General features: G+C 69.0%; 13 protein-coding genes. 5 read left to right on the forward strand and 8 right to left on the reverse strand.

The genetic code is table 11. The annotated features are described in order from the left end of the window. Positions 1 to 3: 3 nt before the first annotated feature. The 5 genes from E3O39_RS14390 to E3O39_RS14410 all read right to left on the reverse strand — a co-directional run bounded on the left by E3O39_RS14390 (position 4) and on the right by E3O39_RS14410 (position 5,847). Positions 4 to 1,230 carry a hypothetical protein gene (locus E3O39_RS14390; RefSeq protein WP_134445824.1) on the reverse strand — a complete coding sequence of 409 codons (1,227 nt, stop codon included), beginning with the start codon at positions 1,228 to 1,230 and terminating at the stop codon, positions 4 to 6. A 24-nt stretch (positions 1,231 to 1,254) separates the two neighbouring features. Continuing rightward, entirely contained in the window at positions 1,255 to 2,133 is an 879-nt protein-coding gene (locus tag E3O39_RS14395; protein ID WP_134445825.1) for a glycosyltransferase family 2 protein, read from the reverse strand. A 3-nt stretch (positions 2,134 to 2,136) separates the two neighbouring features. Beyond that, on the reverse strand, positions 2,137 to 2,964 hold the full coding sequence (locus tag E3O39_RS14400) for a CDP-alcohol phosphatidyltransferase family protein (RefSeq protein WP_134445826.1): 828 nt from the start codon (positions 2,962 to 2,964) through the stop codon (positions 2,137 to 2,139). Further along, on the reverse strand, positions 2,961 to 3,947 hold the full coding sequence (locus E3O39_RS14405; RefSeq protein ID WP_134445827.1) for a glycosyltransferase family 2 protein: 987 nt from the start codon (positions 3,945 to 3,947) through the stop codon (positions 2,961 to 2,963). Before E3O39_RS14405 ends, E3O39_RS14400 begins: the two co-directional genes overlap by 4 nt. Before the next feature lie 199 nt (positions 3,948 to 4,146). Beyond that, on the reverse strand, positions 4,147 to 5,847 hold the full coding sequence (locus tag E3O39_RS14410; RefSeq protein ID WP_134445828.1) for a S1C family serine protease: 1,701 nt from the start codon (positions 5,845 to 5,847) through the stop codon (positions 4,147 to 4,149). A gap of 203 nt (positions 5,848 to 6,050) precedes the next feature. On the opposite strand from E3O39_RS14410, the gene E3O39_RS14415 reads away from it, so the two are divergent. Further along, a complete protein-coding gene (locus tag E3O39_RS14415) occupies positions 6,051 to 7,286 on the forward strand; it encodes an aminotransferase class I/II-fold pyridoxal phosphate-dependent enzyme (protein ID WP_134445829.1) in 1,236 nt (411 codons plus the stop codon). A 109-nt stretch (positions 7,287 to 7,395) separates the two neighbouring features. Here the strand turns inward: E3O39_RS14415 and E3O39_RS14420 are convergent, their stop codons facing one another. Further along, positions 7,396 to 8,478: an alkene reductase gene (locus E3O39_RS14420; RefSeq protein WP_134445830.1), complete on the reverse strand. Its 1,083-nt coding sequence runs from the start codon at positions 8,476 to 8,478 to the stop codon at positions 7,396 to 7,398. 230 nt (positions 8,479 to 8,708) lie between these two features. Here E3O39_RS14420 and E3O39_RS14425 point away from each other — a divergent pair, with 230 nt between their 5' ends. Beyond that, positions 8,709 to 9,947, forward strand: coding sequence for an alpha/beta fold hydrolase (locus E3O39_RS14425; RefSeq protein WP_134445831.1), 1,239 nt, complete (start codon positions 8,709 to 8,711; stop codon positions 9,945 to 9,947). On the opposite strand, the gene E3O39_RS14430 is transcribed toward E3O39_RS14425, so the two are convergent. Next, positions 9,884 to 10,618: a glucose 1-dehydrogenase gene (locus E3O39_RS14430; protein ID WP_134445832.1), complete on the reverse strand. Its 735-nt coding sequence runs from the start codon at positions 10,616 to 10,618 to the stop codon at positions 9,884 to 9,886. The genes E3O39_RS14425 and E3O39_RS14430 overlap by 64 nt on opposite strands. A gap of 151 nt (positions 10,619 to 10,769) precedes the next feature. Here E3O39_RS14430 and E3O39_RS14435 point away from each other — a divergent pair, with 151 nt between their 5' ends. Together E3O39_RS14435 and E3O39_RS14440 are read left to right on the forward strand one after the other, a co-directional pair. Then, the gene (locus E3O39_RS14435) at positions 10,770 to 11,507 is read left to right on the forward strand and encodes a TetR/AcrR family transcriptional regulator (protein ID WP_166787220.1); all 738 of its coding nucleotides are present in this window, start codon (positions 10,770 to 10,772) and stop codon (positions 11,505 to 11,507) included. A gap of 116 nt (positions 11,508 to 11,623) precedes the next feature. Further along, on the forward strand, positions 11,624 to 12,010 hold the full coding sequence (locus E3O39_RS14440) for an ATP-dependent DNA ligase (RefSeq protein ID WP_241975386.1): 387 nt from the start codon (positions 11,624 to 11,626) through the stop codon (positions 12,008 to 12,010). 13 nt (positions 12,011 to 12,023) lie between these two features. Here E3O39_RS14440 and E3O39_RS14445 read toward each other — a convergent pair whose 3' ends face one another. Beyond that, entirely contained in the window at positions 12,024 to 12,881 is an 858-nt protein-coding gene (locus E3O39_RS14445) for a carbon-nitrogen hydrolase family protein (RefSeq protein ID WP_134445834.1), read from the reverse strand. A gap of 118 nt (positions 12,882 to 12,999) precedes the next feature. On the opposite strand from E3O39_RS14445, the gene E3O39_RS14450 reads away from it, so the two are divergent. Then, complete coding sequence (locus tag E3O39_RS14450) at positions 13,000 to 13,677, forward strand: response regulator transcription factor (RefSeq protein ID WP_134445835.1); 678 nt, start codon at positions 13,000 to 13,002, stop codon at positions 13,675 to 13,677. Positions 13,678 to 13,682: the final 5 nt, after the last annotated feature.

A 13,682-nucleotide genomic window follows, 5' to 3' on the forward strand; every position in this document is an offset into this window, starting at 1 on the left:
CGCTCAGGGCCGAACGGCGTCGAACCGCTCCCACTCGTCCATCAGGTGCTGCACGGCCGCGTGGAAGCGAGCGGTGGCCGCACCGGGTGCCGCGTCGCCGAAGTAGCGTTCGACCCACACACCCAACCGGGCCTCGGCCTCCGGGTCGTGCGCGAGCGCATCCACCGTGCCCACGATCGAGGAGGCGGCGGACGCGTCGAGCCATTCGCACGCCGCGAGGTACCCGCCGGTGTCGATCTCGGCAGCGGGATCGGCGGGGCGGGTGACGAGAAGGGCCTTGCCTGCGGCGAGCCGGTCGTAGACCATGGCTGAGATGTCGACGATGGCAACGTCCGCCGCCGCGAGCTGCCAGCCGAGCTCCGCACCGGTGTCGTACATGTGGTGAGCGGCGGGATCGCGGGCGTTCGCCGCCTTGATCAGGGCGATGATCCTGCGGTTGGCTGCGCCGTATGCCTCGTCGGTGACCCCGCTGCGCGGGTGCGGCCGGTAGATCAGGCGATGCCGCGACGAGGCGAGGAGCGCAGTGGCGAGTGCGACGCCGTGGCTCGCGATCGAGCCGTATGCCGCGGTGGGCCGGTCTCCTTCCCAGGTCGGCGCGTAGAGCACGACCTGCCGGTCGTCGGGAACGTACGGAAGCACGCCGCTGTAGTGGTCCGCCTGCGGGCGGCCGATGGTGATCGCCCGCTTGTCGAAGTCGTAGTCCCAGAGCACCCGGTCGAGACGGGCGAGGGCGGCGTCACCGGCGACGAAGGCGTAGTCGTACGCCTTGATCTGGTTCGTGACCATGTACATCTTGTCGCTCTCGCCATGGTTGATGAACACGTGCCAGCACCGCGGGTAGCGCATCATCTGGAAGTTCCGGGCGTTCTGGTTGACGTAGAACACGATGCGGATGTCCTGTTCCGCGACGACCCGCTCGAGGTCGGCGACCTTGCGCACGTAGGTCACCGGCACCGGGCACTCCTCGGACATCGGCAGCGCCCCGGTCCCGGTGCGGCTCAACACGATGACGGGCCAGGTCTCGGCGAGCACGGCGAGCGGCCGGTACCACTGCCGCATCTGATACAGGTTGACGGCGCCGTCGGCGAAGTAGACCGCGATCTTGAAACGGCCGAGCGGAAGCGGACCGTCCCCGAGGAGCCGGCCGGCGAGCAGTTTCTGTGCCCGGCGCGACGCGGCGACATCCTTGACCAGCTTGACGGCCAGGCCGATGTCTTTTCGAATGGTCATCCCTCCAGAGTACCGAGCACCGGGTCAGACGATGGGGGGACGGCCGGCCAGGGACATCCGCCAGACCGTGCGGGCGCTGATCGGCCGCCGCTCCCCCGGGTTGCTGCGCCAGCCCTCCCGGAATCCGGCGAGCCAGGCCCGCAGTGCCGGCCGGTCGCTGCGGAATCGCAGCAGCTGGATCGCGAGCCAGGAACCGGCGTAGACCGGGACCAGCACGGCAGGCAGGTTGCGCCGGGCGAGCCAGACCCGGTTGCGCGCGTTCAGCCGGTAGTAGTCGGCGTGCCGGGTGGGCTGGATGACGGGATGATTTGCTTCGAGGTTTCCCGCGTACCAGGTGCGCAGCCCCTGGTCCCAGACCCGCCACGCCAGTTCGATGCCCTCGTGCGCGTAGAAGAACGGTTCGGCCCAGCCTCCGGTGGCCAGGAAGACCGCACGGGGCATCACCACGGCACCTTCCCAGACCGAGAAGACGGCGCCGGACTCTGTCGCGGCTCCCTTACGGATGCGCGGAATCCAGCGGGTCGGCGCCGCCGCGCCCGTGGGATCGGTCACCCGGGGTTGCAGCAGGCCGATCGACGGGTCCGCGCGGAGCTGCGCGACCGCGCGACTGAGGAACCGGGGGTCCGGGATGCTCGCGTCGTCGTCGAGGAAGAAGAGGTACTCGCCCGTCACAAGGGGGACGCCGCGATTGCGACCGGCGGGGATGCCCAGGTTCTCCGTCAGGGCCAGCGCCTGGACGGCACCCGGTAACCCGGTCGGTACCCAGCCGTTGCCCACGCAGACCACGTCGAGGACGACCTCCTGCTGGGCGAGCACCGAGCGGATGCCGCTGGCGAGGTCATCCGGCCGGGTGCCCTGGGTGAGCACGACGACACCGACCCTCGGCAGCACGGTGTCGCTCACCGCTCAGGACCGGACGCGGCGCGACGCCATGATTGCGACGAAATGGCCGAAAAGAGCGAGGATCGACAGGGGCACGAGAGCGATGAGCACGATCCGGTCCATGAGAGGCTCGCCGACGAAACGGCCGATCACCGCGGAGGCGAAGATCAGGATCGTGAGTTCGACGGAGTGGTACAGGCGGTGGAACGGCAGGAACCGGGCGAGCCTGCGCAGCTGGGCGATCCTGCCGGGAGTCGGGGTCTGCTCACCGCGCGTGTCGGCGAGCTTGGTGAGCCCCGCGTTCGCCCTGGCGACGTGCACCATGTCGTTGAGCGCCTTGTTGAGCACGATCACGAGGGCGAGCAGCAACGCGAGAGTCGTCCAGAGGAAATCCTCCGGCGATTCGAACGGGTAGGCCGCCGCGCGAATGCCGAACGCGATCGGAATGAGCGCCTCCGTCGAGTAGTGACCGACCTTGTCGAGGAAGACCCCGGCTGGCGACGATTCGCCTCGCCAGCGCGCGACTTCGCCGTCGCAGCAGTCGACGAGCATCTGCAGCTGCCCGAGGATCAGCGCGAGCAGGGCCCCCCAGACACCGGGGATGAGCAGCGCCGCAGCGGTCGACCAGCCGACGAGGATCATCAGCGCCGTGACACCGTTCGCGGTCACGCTCGTCTTCAGCAGCAGCCAGGTGAGATACGGCGACACGTCGCGCAGGTAGAGCGAGGCCGTCCAGTGCTCGGCGTTCGCCCGCAGGCGTACCTCGGGCGGCTGCGCGACGGCCCGCAACTCGGCGATCGACGTCGGCCGGGGCTGGCGCACCCGACCGGTGGAATGTGAGTGGGATGTCATAGGTGTCTCCCGGTCCGTGCCGCGATATTGCTGGTGAGTTTCAGGTATCCGAGCAGGAAGCCGAAACCCCAGCAGAAGTGGATACAGGGCAAGACTAGAAGGAACCAGGCGCCGGAGCGCCCGCCATCAGGGCGAGTCACGACCACGGTGGCCAGGAGGACGACGAGCAGGTATCCGACCGGGGCGATCCAGCCCAGCAGCAGCCACGGTACGACGACGCCGGCGAAGCCCAGTACCACTCCGGCGGTGACGAGGAGCACCATCACGGGAGGCACGAAATAGCGGATGCCGTTGTCTGCGGGGAAGCGCCGCGCGAGTTCCCCGCGCCACATTCCGGTGGACAGCATCTGGCGGGCGAGTCTGGACAGGCTCGGTCGCGGCCGGTAGACGACGCGCAGCCTCGGTGTGAACCAGACCGTGCCGCCCTGCTCGCGGAGGCGCCGATTGAGCTCCCAGTCCTGGCCGCGCTTGATGGTCTCGTCGAAGAGCCCGGCACGCAGGAGGCTGTCGCGGCGGAAGCAGCCGAGGTAGACCGTCTCTGCGGCGCCCTCCGGCCCACCGACGTGGAGGGGCGTTCCGCCGAGGCCGATCCGGGTGCCGTAAGCCCGGGCGACGGCGCGCTGGAACGGAGCGGTGCCCCGCGCGTCCATGACTCCGCCGACGTTGTCCGCCCCGGTGCGCTCGAGGGTATCGACGGCGACGCGCGCATAGTCGCTCGGCAGCACCGAGTGGGCGTCGACCCGGATCACGACGGGGTAGGCGGATGCACGGATCGCGGCGTTGAGGCCGGCAGGGGTCGATCCGATCTCGTTGGGCACGACACGGATGCGCGGGTCGAGTTCGGCGAGTTCCGCGACGAGTTCCTCCGTGCCGTCGATGCTCGGTGCAAGGGCCAGCGTGACGTCGAACGGACCGGTGTAATCCTGGCCCAGGAGGCTCGTCACCGCGGCCCGGACGTGCAGCACATCGTTGAGCACGGGCATCACGTAGGAGACACCGATCAGGGGCGCTTCGCCGGTGTGTGCTGCCTGTTCGATCGGGTGTCCATTCCGTTGCGGACTGTCCAGACTACCAGCCCACCCCTTTGGGGGCCTCCTGACGGCTGGCGCACCGGAGCGGAAACACGACTGCGCCGCCGGTCGATGACCGGCGGCGCAGGGCGTGGAAGGAGGACGGGAGCTGCTAGCTGGACAGTTCCCCGACCGTGACGGTCACGGTGTACGACTTGCCGTCGCGGACGTAGACGAGGTCGGCGGTGGCGCCGGCGGCGAGTACCCGCACCTGGGCGGTGAGATCCTTCGCGTCGGTGATCGGCACTCCGTTGAACTTCGTGACGACGTCGCCCTTCTTCAGGCCCGCCTTCTCGGCTGCGCCACCGGAGCTGACCTCGCTGACGAGGGCGCCGACCGTGCTGCTCGTGTCACTCGTCGCGCTCGTGATGCTCGCACCGAGCAGCCCGTGGGTGGCCTTGCCGTTGGCGATGAGCTCGTCGGAGACGCGCTTGGCGAGGTTCGACGGGATCGAGAAGCCGACGCCGATGCTTCCGGCAGCCGTTCCCGATGAGGAGGACCCGCCCGCGTTGGCGATGGCGACGTTGATGCCGATCAGTTCACCCTTGGAGTTGAGCAGGGCGCCGCCGGAGTTGCCGGGGTTGATCGCGGCATCCGTCTGGATTACGGAGAGCGAAATGCTGCTCGTCGTGCTCGGAGTGGTCGACTGCGCGCTTCCGTCCTTGTTCGGGAGGTCGAAGTTCCAGAAGTACGGGTTGTCCGTGCTCGGGGCCGTGGTGTCCGGCGTGTCCGTGGTGGGCGCCGCCGATGAGGCGATCGAGATGCTCCGGTTGAGGGCGCTCACGATGCCGTCGGTGACGGTTCCGGAGAGGCCGAGCGGTGCGCCGATGGCGATCGTGGTGTCGCCGACGTTGAGCTTGCTCGAGTCTGCCCAGTTGATCGGGGTGAGGCCGCTCGCGTCGGTCAGTTTGACGACCGCGAGGTCGGAGATCGGGTCTGTGCCGACGATTGTCGCCTTGTAGACCTTCCCGTCACTGGCCGTGACTTCGAGGGTCGCGTCTGCGCTCGCGCCGTCGAGTGTCACGACGTGGGTGTTGGTCAGGACATAGCCATCGGAGGTGAGGACGACTCCGGAACCGGTGCCGCCGGAGGTTCCGCTGGTCGCGTTGATGGTGACGACGCTCGGCATGGCCTTCGCGGTGGCTGCCGTGATCTGGTTGACGCTCTCGGTGTTGTTGACGACGACGGTGCTCGACCCCTGGGCCTGACTGACGGGGGTGCCGTTGCCCTGGCCTCCGGAAAGGAGCGCCATCACGCCGGCGCCGGATGCGCCGCCGATGAGGGCGCCGATCGCGAGCGCCGCAACGAGGCTGAGTCCGGCACGGCGGCGGGCCGGGTCCTTCGGATGGGGGGCCGACGACGGGCCGGTCGGTCCGTTCGGGCCGCCACCCTGGGGAGCGTAGGAGAAGGGTGCAGCCGATGCTGCGAAGTGCGGCGGGACAGAGCCGTCGGCTCCGCCGAGGGGCCGTCCGAAGGCATCCGTCGCGTAGGGAAGCGTCGGCTGGGTGATCTGGTTCGACGCGTTCGCGACGGGCTGCTGGGGAGCCTGGGCGGCCTGGACGTCTGCGGGGGCGGACGCCTGCTGGGCGACGACGCCCTGCGGCTGCTCTGCAACCGGCTGCGCGGCCTGCGGGAAGCCGACGACCTCGGTCGTGTTGTCCGCGTTCGCGGAGGGGGCCGGGTACTCGGTGGTATCGGCGGGGACGGCGGCGTTGGCCGGCTGTCCGGACGCGGCGGCCTGGCCGGCGTCGGAGGGAACGTCGGCAGCGGGACGATCTCGATTAATGTCTGGGTCCTGAGGGTGTTCGGTCATGAGGTGCTCCTTCCAAGCGATGCCAGCTTCGCGCCCGAACCTGAACGAATCCTCCGCCCAAGCTGAGAGCATTCAATGACGAAGCCGTGATGTTGCTTGGGGTGGCAGCCCAGCGACCGGGGTCGGCCGGATCGGCGCAGCAATCCTCGCCTGCGAACCGGTCCCGTGAGCCACCGACACGGGGGATGTCGTAGTTTGGAGTCATGCACGGCTCCCCCGAGACAGTTCCGACCGCGGCCATTCCGGGCGCCTGGCGCCGGACGGCCCGTGGTGCCGGCCTGCTGGGCGCCGACGGCACGATCGCCGCCACCATCTTCGCCGAGATGAGCGCGCTCGCCGTCCGCACCGGCGCGATCAATCTCGGACAGGGGTTCCCGGATGAGGACGGACCCATCGAGGTTCTCGACGCCGCCAGACAGGCCATCACGGACGGGGTCAACCAGTACCCGCCTGGCCGCGGCTTCCCCGTGCTTCTCGACGCGATCGCCCGCCACCAGCAGCGTTTCTACGGCCTCAGTGTCGACCAGGAGACCGAGGTCCTCGTGACCGCGGGGGCGACAGAGGCGCTCGCTGCGACGATCCTCGCCCTGATCGAGCCCGGCGACGAAGTCGTGACGTTCGAACCGTTCTATGACGCGTACGGCGGCCTCATCGCACTCGGCGGCGGCATCCATCGCACCGTGCGCCTGCGCACGCCGGACTTCCAGCCGGATCTCGACGAGCTCAGTGCGGTGATCACCGATCGCACCCGGCTCATACTCGTGAACAACCCGCACAATCCGACCGGGACCGTGTTCTCCCGCGAGACGCTCGAGTTCATCGTGCGGCTCGCCGAACAGCACAACGCGATCATCGTCACCGACGAGGTCTACGAACACCTCACTTTCGGTGTGCAGCACCTGCCCGTCGCGACGCTTCCGGGGGCTTTCGAGCGCACCGTGACGATCTCCTCCGGCGGGAAGACCTTCAACACGACCGGATGGAAGATCGGCTGGCTGACAGCACCCGCCGCGCTCGTGACGGCGATCCTCGCGGTCAAGCAGTTCCTGACCTACGTGAACGGTGCGCCGTTCCAGCCGGCGATCGCGAGGGGGCTCGATCTCCCGGACTCGTACTTCACGGGTATCGCGGCCTCGCTGCAGGGCAAGCGTGACGTCCTCGAGCGCGGCCTGGTCGCCGCGGGCTTCGCCGTGTCGCGCCCGAGCGGTTCGTATTTCATCGTGGCGGATGCCGCGCCTCTCGGATACGAGGACGGCGCTGACTTCTGTCGCGACCTTCCCGCCCTCGCCGGCGTGGTCGCCGTGCCGATCGGTGCGTTCTGCAGTCCGGAACACCGGCCGCAGTATGCCTCGCTCGTGCGCTTCGCCTTCTGCAAGAAGGTGGACCTGTTGGAGCAGGCTGCCGCACGGCTCGCCGCCCTGCGCCCGGCCGCCCGGTAGCGCGAGGCCGCCCGAACCGATTCGACGGAGATGCCGGGTTTTCGTAACCTGGGCGGCCGCAAACCGGCCCAGAAACTCAAAAAGTCCGTCGAATCGGTTCGGGCGAGTGTTACTCCGCGGCGGCGGCGAGCGCCGGGTAGTCCGTGTAGCCGGCGGCCGTGCTGCCGTAGAGGGTCTGCGGGTCGAGGGCATTGAGCGGGAGGTCGTCGCGCCAGCGGTGCACGAGGTCGGGGTTGGCGATGACGGCGCGTCCCACGACGACGGCGTCTGCGACGTCATCGGCCAGGATGGCCATGGCCTCGGCCCGGGTCGTGACGGTGCCGAAGCCGGTGTTGATCAGGAGCGGTCCGCCGAAGCGGGTGCGCAGTCCCTGGATCAGGTCGCCGGTCGGGTCCTGGTGCAGCACGCTGAGGTAGGCGAGGCCGAGCGGGGCCAGCCCGTCGACCAGGGCGGTGTAGGTCGCGAGGGTCTCTGCGGCATCCGTCTCGAGCACGTCCTGGATGTTGTGCTCCGGTGAGATGCGGATCCCGACCCGGCCGGCGCCGATCGCGGCGGCAACAGCAGTCGCGACCTCGATCACGAAGCTGGCGCGGTTCGCCGGCGAACCGCCGTGGGCATCCGTGCGCTGGTTCGAGGCCGGTGACAGGAACTCGTGCAGGAGGTAGCCGTTGGCACTGTGGATCTCGACGCCGTCGAGCCCTGCCGCGATGGCGTTCTGCGACGCGCGCACGAATTCCGCGACGATTCCGGGGAGTTCGGCCTCGGTCAGCGCGTGCGGAACGGGGTATGGCTTCTTGCCCTCCGGGGTGTGCGTCTCGCCCTCGATGGCGATCGCGCTCGGCGCGACGACGTCGAAGCCGCCGTTGACGAGGTCGTGCGAGACCCGGCCGGCGTGCATGACCTGGGCGACGATGAGGCCGCCGGCCTCATGCACGGCCGACGCGACGGAACGCCAGCCGTCGACCTGCTCGGCGGTGACGAGTCCGGGCTGGCCGGTGTAGCCCTGTCCGGCGTGGCTCGGGTAGACCCCCTCCGACACGATCAGGCCGAGGGATGCGCGCTGGCGATAGTGCTCGATGACCATCGGTCCGGGGATGCCGTCGAGGCCCGCCCTGGTGCGGGTCAGCGGCGCCATCACGAGTCGGTTCGGCAGGTGCAGGTCGCCGAGGGTCAGCGGGGAGAACAGGGTCACAGTCGCTCTTTTCGTAGTACGGAAGTTCCGCCGGGCGCGGCCGAACGGGCCGGCGCAGGGAAACGCAGGGTGCGCTGCAGACAACGGGCCCGGGCCCGGTCCTATTCCACACGCGGTCCACACCGTCGTCCGCCGCCGGGACGCCGACGCCGGGCCGGGCCGGGCTGCGAGCGGTCTCAGCCTGTCCCGACGCGGGCAAACCGATCGCCCCGCGGCGACGAATACCAGGCATGACCATCCTGGTGACACGAACTCCCGACCGCACGGCGGCGCCCGCCCCGGTGACGTCTCTCGTGCCGGCCGGGACGTCCAGGACGTCCGTGACGTCCGTGCCCGAAACTCGGCGGGATGAGTATTGCCCGTTCCCACTCTCGACAGACGCACGCGCCTTCGGCCTCACCACGAGTTCGATGCGCCTCGGCTCCGGCACGCTTGCGGTGCGTCACGGCCGCCGCACGGGCAGCGACACGGCGACGGTCCTGCTGCACGGGGCTGCCGGCTCCTGGACGACCTGGACCCCGCTCCTCTCGGCGGCGACGAACGGTGGCTCGGCGGGCTCGACGGGACGCGTTCCATCCGGCGCACTCGCCCTGACCGACCTGATCATTCCGGACCTACCCGGCTGGGGCGACAGCGAACCAGCGGATGCCTCCGGCCGGCACTCCACCCGGCCCGCCCCGGGCATCACGACCGTCGCGGCCGCGATCGCCGAAACCGTCCGTGCACTCGGCTACGAGCGCTGGCACGTCGTCGGGCACTCGCTCGGCGGTTTCCTCGCCCTCGAACTGGCCGCACTCGAACCTGCCGCAACCGTGTCGGTCTCCCTCGTCTCTGCGACGACGTTCTCGGTGGTGGACAGCGTGCGGCATCCGATCACCAGGTTCACCCTGCTGCCCGGGTACACGGCCCTGCTCGGCGTCATGCGCGCCCTCGCGGTCGCCGAGCCCGCCGGCCGCGGCCTCGTGCGCTGGCTCAACAGGGTGGGTGTGCTGCGCGGGCTCACCGCGCCGCTGTTCAGCCGGGTCGACGCCGTACCGGCGAGCGTGATCTCGGCCCTCGCGACGGAAGTCCGTCCGCGGGCCTTCGTCGAGGCATCCGCCCTCGCCGGAGCCCATGACCCGGAACGGTCCTGGGCCCGCATCACCTGCCCGGTGCGCGCGATCCAGGGCGACGCGGACATCTTCGTCGCCGATTCGGACCGCGCCCGGCTCTCCGCCGTCATTCCCGGGTTCGTTTCGCGAACGATCGCGGGCACGGGCCACTTCGCCCACATCGAGAAGCCCTTCGCCGCCCTCGAAGCCCTGAGCAGCCTCCGCGAGAGTACACTTTCGGCCCCTAAACCGATGGTTCAAGGGCCGAAAGTGTACTCTCACGGGCCCGCCGGGCGGAGCGGGGACGTGAACGATCAGTTGTGCGGGATGCCGATCGTGAGGCCGCCGTCGATGACGAACTCTGCGCCGGTCGAGTAGCTCGACTCGTCGCTCGCGAGGTACAGCACCAGGCTCGATACTTCCTCGGGCTTGGCGCCACGGCGCAACGGGATCTCAACCATGTCGACGTCGAGGGACTTCGTCATGGCCGTCTCGATGAAGCCGGGGTGGATCGAGTTCACGCGGATGCCGAGGGGCGCCACGTCGAGCGCGACCGACTTCGTGATGCCGCGCACGCCGAACTTCGACGCGACGTAGGCGTGCAGGCCCGCGCTGCCGAGGAGGCCCTCGACCGATGAGACGTTGACGATCGAGCCGCCGCCGCGGCGTGAGAGCGCAGGGATGGCGGCCCGCATGCCGAGGAACGTACCGGTGAGGTTGATCTCGATGGTGCGGGTCCAGACGTCGATCGGGAAGCTCTCGATCGGCGCGGCGCTCGCGATTCCGGCGTTGTTGACGAGGATGTCCAGCCCGCCGAAGGTTTCCACGGCGAACAGGACAGCGGCAGACCAGTCGTCTGCGTCGGTGACGTTGAGGTGCACGTAGCGTGCGGACGGGCCGAGTTCGGTCGCCATGGCCTCGCCCTCGGTGTCGAGGAGGTCTCCGATGACCACCTGCGCTCCCTCCGCGATCAGCCGACGCGCGTGTGATGCTCCCATTCCGCGGGCACCGCCACTGATCAGTGCCACTTTGCCTTGAACGCGACCCATGATGGCCACCTTTCTCTTCGGGTTCAATGAATCTGTACTCTACTCAAAAATGAGCGTACTCCGTTATATTGGAATCAGCTGATTGAATCTACGATTGAGAAAACCCCGTGGCACCGTCCCGGGAAGCAGCCGACCCAGAGTGAGGATCCCCGTGCGCCGACCAGACGAAGGCACGACACCGGCCGCCGGTGCCGCCGCCGTTGCCGACGCCGACGCCGACGCCGCCAGTGCCACTCCTGGCCGCCGCGAACGCAACAAGCGTGACAAGCAGGGCCGCATCCTCGCGGCCGCCGAGGATCTCTTCGCCGAGCGCGGCTACGCGCTCGTCACGACCCAGGACATCGCCGATCGCGCGGATGTCGCGGCGGGGACGCTCTTCCGGTACGCGAGCTCGAAGCCCGAGCTCCTCCTGATGGTCTTCAACAACGAGTGGCGCAGGGCCCTGACCGGAACCCGGCAGGATCCAACGAAGGCGGACGCATCCCTCGCCCCGACGGACGCGATCATGGCCCTCCTCCTCCCCCTGCTGACCTCCGCCGCGCGCCACCCGGAGAACACCGCCTATTACCAGCGCGAGATCCTGTGCGGCGAGCCCACCGGGACCTACCGCGTCGAGGCCCTCGAGCTCGTCGACGGGCTCGAGGCCACCATCGCGACCGTGCTCAGCGGCTACGGGACGGAGACCCCCGGAGAATCGGAGCGGCTCCGGCGGGGGGTGGACCCGGCGCTTGCGGCACGCAGTATCTTCTCGCTGCTCCACCTCGCCCTGATCCGATGCGGGCTGGGACGGGAGCCGATGGAGAGCCTGCCGGACTCGCTCCGCACCGAGATCGACCTCGTGCTGCACGGCATCGTCGAGCAGGTGCCGGCCGCGACCGCCGAGGCCTGACGATTCCCTTGTATTGACCGGGAATTACGACCACACTTAAAGTGCGAACCCAGCGGATGCCCCACAAGGGCGGTCTGCTGTTCGCGCGAGAGTTCACCGACTGAAAGCGGCGCCCCATGGGTTCGTTGACGTATGACCGGGTCACCGTCGAATTCGACGACCGGATCCTCGCGCACCTGCAAATCGTGATCGTGCAGAAGTTACGCCGCGGCGAGAGTTTCCTGTTGTCCTGGCGGAACGCCGCAGAGGCAGGAGACGGTCGCAGTTCCGCCTGGCTGCACCCGGCCATCCCGCTGTACTTCAAGTTCTCCGGCGGCCAGCCGCCGACCATCAATCCGCTGTGGCTCGCCCAGCTCACCCGCTCGGCGAACAGCTCCCAGGGACTCGTCGCCACGGGAGAGGAGCGGGCGATGTCCGAGCAGGACCACGTGATGCGCAAGGAACCCGGTTTCCGTTCCCGGGCGGCAGCGGCCTCCCAGGACACGATCGCGACCGAGGGCTGAGGCTCCCCGGCGGCTAGACCTCGACGATCCCGAAGCGCCGGAGCCGGAGTGCGGGGTTGACCGCACGCACCTGCCCGAGGCGAGCCGAGGTGAGCCAGGCGAGGCCGACATCCGTCGTCTCGCCGATCGTGACCAGTTCGACCCCCATCGGGTCGACGATCATGCTCGTGCCGACGCCGATCGGCGGGGCGTGGTCGGCGGCGGCGACATAAACAGTGTTCTCGATCGCGCGCGCGGTCAGGAGGGTGCGCCACTGCTGCTCCTTGAGCGGGCCCCGCACCCATTCGGCGGGCACGAGCACGAGCTCGGCACCCGCGTCGACGAGTCGCCGGGTGACCTCGGGAAAGCGGATGTCGTAACAGGTCTGCAACCCCACCCGCAGCCCTCCGACCGAGAAGGTCTGCGGCGGCTCGATCGCGCCGGGCAGCACCCAGTCGGATTCGCGCTCTCCGAAAGCGTCGTAGAGGTGCAGCTTGCGGTAGCGGGCGAGGAGTTCGCCCGACGACCCGACCGCTACGAGGGTGTTGAAGAATCGTCCGGCACCGACGGCCTCCTCGAGCATGCCCGCGACGATGACGAGGCCGAGGCCTTCGGCGAGCGCCGCGAGCGCCGTCACGAACGGCCCGTCGATCGGCTCGGCGGCCGCGACGAACGCCGGCCCGAGGGTCGGCTCGAAGAACGCGGAATACTCGGGGAACACGACGAGCTGCGCGCCGCGGGCGACCGCGATGCCGGCCAGGCGGGCGACCTCGGCGAGGTTCGCCTCCCGGTCGGCCCCTGGGACGAACTGGGCGACGGCGACACCGACGGCCGTCGGGTCGACAGGCACCGTCCGGGCGGGCGCTGGCGTGGCAGGCGGGGTTTCGACCATGGCGTCAGCCTAGCCACGAGGGCGGCGCGATTGGAGCGGAACCCTCAGACTGGTCACGCTCCGCACCGGGAACGTGCCAGCATGAAGAGGTAGCGGCGTACGAGCAAAAGGGGCGGGCATGACGAAGATCCTGGTCGTGGAAGACGACGAACAAATGGGCGCGCTGATCGAACGCGGACTCGAGGCAGAGGGCTACGAGATCGTCAGGGTCGGGAACGGGATGGATGCCCTGATCGCGATCAACAACAACGAATTCGACCTTGCGGCCATCGACGTGATGTTGCCGCAGATGACCGGGTTCGAGATCTGTCGGCGCATCCGCGACTCCGGCAACACCATGCCGGTCCTGCTCCTGACCGCCAGGGACACCGTCGACGACCGGGTCTTCGGGCTCGACAGCGGTGCGGACGACTACCTCACCAAGCCCTTCGCCTTCCTCGAGCTCACCGCCCGGGTGCGCGCCCTGCTCAGACGCCAGTCGATGGCAACACCGCTGAGCCTCGAACTCGGCAACCTCGCCATCGATTCCCGGGACCTCAAGGTGACCGTGGCCGGCCGGTCCGTCTCGATGAGCCCCAAGGAAGTCGCGCTGCTCCGCCTGCTGTGCAGCCGGGCAGGGACGACCGTCGACCGCACGACGATCCTCGAAGAGATCTGGAACGGCACCGAACACATCGACCCGAACATCGTCGACCAGTACATCAGCTACCTGCGGCGCAAGATCGACTCTGCGGCGGCCGGGATGCGGATCGTGACCGTACGCGGCTCCGGGTATGCCGTGGAACTCGTCGAGTGAGCGGA

The organism is Cryobacterium sp. MDB2-A-1 (assembly GCF_004402675.1).
Lineage (GTDB): Bacteria > Actinomycetota > Actinomycetes > Actinomycetales > Microbacteriaceae > Cryobacterium > Cryobacterium glucosi.